General features: G+C 30.6%; 2 protein-coding genes. Both read left to right on the forward strand.

What is annotated here, in order from left to right:
• Nucleotides 1-221: 221 nt before the first annotated feature.
• Nucleotides 222-1,409: a phosphoglycerate kinase gene (locus tag L3J60_RS13385; protein WP_291976071.1), complete on the forward strand. Its 1,188-nt coding sequence runs from the start codon at nucleotides 222-224 to the stop codon at nucleotides 1,407-1,409.
• Nucleotides 1,410-1,631: 222 nt separating this feature from the next.
• Entirely contained in the window at nucleotides 1,632-2,669 is a 1,038-nt protein-coding gene (locus L3J60_RS13390; RefSeq protein ID WP_291976072.1) for an aldo/keto reductase, read from the forward strand.
• The last annotated feature ends 290 nt before the right edge of the window (nucleotides 2,670-2,959 follow it).

A 2,959-nucleotide genomic window follows, 5' to 3' on the forward strand; every position in this document is an offset into this window, starting at 1 on the left:
TACTTGATGTCATTGATGTAAATTATTGATTATCAGTATAATATACAAATAATTAATAACTTTGACAACTATAAATCAACTGATTATCTAGCTTTTATCAAAGAAAAAGTGTGAGTTTGCCCTGAGTTTTTTCTAATGAAATCGCTTTCGTAGAAAATTGAAAGGTTTATGTTAAATTGAAGTATATTTGTAGTACAAATATTCAGTTAAAAATCAGTCAAATGAAAACAATACAAGACATAAATTTTGAAGGAAAAAAAGCATTAATTAGAGTTGATTTTAATGTGCCATTAGATGAAAACCTTAATATTACAGATGATACAAGAATACAAGCTGCTAAACCAACTATTGCTAAAATTTTAAAAGATGGAGGAGCCGTAGTTTTAATGTCCCATTTAGGTCGTCCAAAAGGAGTTGAAGAAAAATATTCATTAAAACACATTGTAAAAAAAGTTTCAGAAGTTTTAGGTGTTGAAGTAAAATTTGCTCCAGATTGTGTTGGTGATGAAGTTGAAAAAATGGTTTCTGAATTAAAAATGGGTGAAGTGTTGTTACTTGAAAACTTGCGTTTTCATCCTGAAGAAAAAGCAGGTGATGTTAATTTTGCAAAACAACTTTCTAAATTAGGTGATGTTTATGTAAATGATGCTTTTGGAACTGCACATAGGGCTCACGCCTCTACCACAATTATTGCCCAATTTTTTCCTAATAATAAATGTTTTGGATTTTTATTAGCAAAAGAAATTGAAAGTATTAAAAAAGTATTGAGTGAAGGTGAAAAACCAGTTTTAGCTATTTTAGGAGGTGCAAAAGTATCTTCAAAAATTACCGTAATTGAAAATATTTTAGACGCGGTAGATCATTTAATTATTGGCGGAGGAATGAGCTTCACATTCATTAAAGCTCAAGGAGGAAAAATAGGTAATTCAATTTGTGAAGATGACAAACAAGAATTGGCTTTAGCTATTTTAAAACAAGCAAAAGAAAAAGGAGTTCATGTTTATATTCCTGTTGATGTTGTTGCTGCAGATGCTTTTAGTAATAATGCAAATACGCAAATTTGTGATATAAATAAAATTCCAAATGGTTGGCAAGGATTGGATGCAGGGCCAAAATCAATCGAAATTTTTAATAAAGTTGTTCTTGAATCTAAAACCATTCTTTGGAATGGTCCTTTAGGAGTTTTTGAATTGGATAAATTTGCAGAAGGCACCATTGCTTTAGGAAATTCTATTGCTGAAGCTACTAAAAAAGGAGCTTTTTCATTAGTAGGAGGAGGTGATTCTGTAGCTGCAGTAAAACAATTTGGTTTTGCTGATAAAGTAAGTTACGTTTCAACTGGTGGTGGAGCAATGTTAGAGAGTTTAGAGGGTAAAACATTGCCAGGTATTGAAGCGATGTTAAAATAAATAAATTGTCACACTAAGCTTGTCGAAGTGTTTTTTATTTAAAGAAGCTGTATAAAAAGTTATGAATCCGTCATTCTGAATTTATTTCAGAATCTCACATTATTGATTACCATTGATTATGAGAACCTAAATCAAGTTTAGGTTGACGAGAATTATACTTTTTATACAGCTTTTTGTTACTCTTAATTTTACTACATTTGGAAGCTATAAAAAACGAATAAAATGAAATATACAACTATACAAAATACTAATATAAAAGTCAGTAAAATTTGTTTAGGAACTATGACTTTTGGTGAACAAAATACCGAAAGTGAAGCACATGAGCAATTAAATTATGCAGTAGAAAAAGGAATTAATTTTATTGATACCGCTGAAATGTATTCGGTTCCTGGAAGACAAGAGACACAAGGAAGTACCGAAAGATTTATGGGTAATTGGTTAGAAAATCAAAAACGTGAAAACTTTGTACTTGCTACTAAAATTACAGGTCCAGGTCCCGGCTTAAGTTATATTCGAGATAACATAGGATTTTCAAACGAAGCCATTGATGATGCTCTTGAAAAAAGTTTAAAACGACTTAAAACAGATTATATTGATGTGTATCAATTACATTGGCCTGAACGAAGTACAAACTTTTTTTCTCAAAGAAATTACAAGCATAATTTTGAAGATAAATGGGAAGATAACTTTAAAGAGGTAATCGAAAAATTAGATTCTTTGGTAAAAGAAGGTAAAATTCGTCATTACGGAGTTTCAAATGAAACGCCTTGGGGTTTAATGCGTCATTTAGAAGAGAGTAAAAACAATAATTTAACACGTTGTAAAACAATTCAAAATCCATATTCCTTATTAAACAGAACTTTTGAAATTGGTTTAGCAGAAATTGCTATGCGCGAAAAAGTTGGTTTATTAGCCTACTCACCAATGGCATTTGGAATGTTATCAGGTAAATATTTAGGTGGGAAAATGCCAAAAAATGCACGTTTAACATTATTTCCAGTATTTTCTAGATATAATAGTGATGAATCTCGATTTTTAATTCAAAAATATGCAGACTTAGCAAAAGAACTAGGCATTAGTTTAGCACAATTATCATTAGCATTTGTAACGCAACAACCATTTGTAACTTCAACTATTATTGGAGCAACCTCCATAGAACAACTTAAAGAAAATATAAGTAGTATTCACGTAAAACTCACCGAAGAAACATTGAAAAAAATTAATGAAATTCAAGAGTTACAACCTAATCCAGCACCTTAAATTATATGTAATTTTGGCGTTACCCGTTGGGTCAGGCTTTCACTGCTCGCTTTTTAAGTTGCTTTATGCAACTTAAAAAAGCTCAAATAATAGCCTGTACTGAGCCCTGTCGAAGTATTCAATCCTTAACGCAAGAAGTTTTAGATTCACTGTATTCGTAATTACGTCATAACGTATTCTATGACTCCACCAAATATATTTCAAATATTTTCAGGCAGCATATTTTAGTATATCTACATAAGGTGTTTGTCGTTTTATAGTTGCAAAAAATCTAGCTAATAATTTACATC

Source organism: Lutibacter sp., assembly GCF_021647475.1.
Taxonomy (GTDB): Bacteria; Bacteroidota; Bacteroidia; order Flavobacteriales; family Flavobacteriaceae; genus Lutibacter.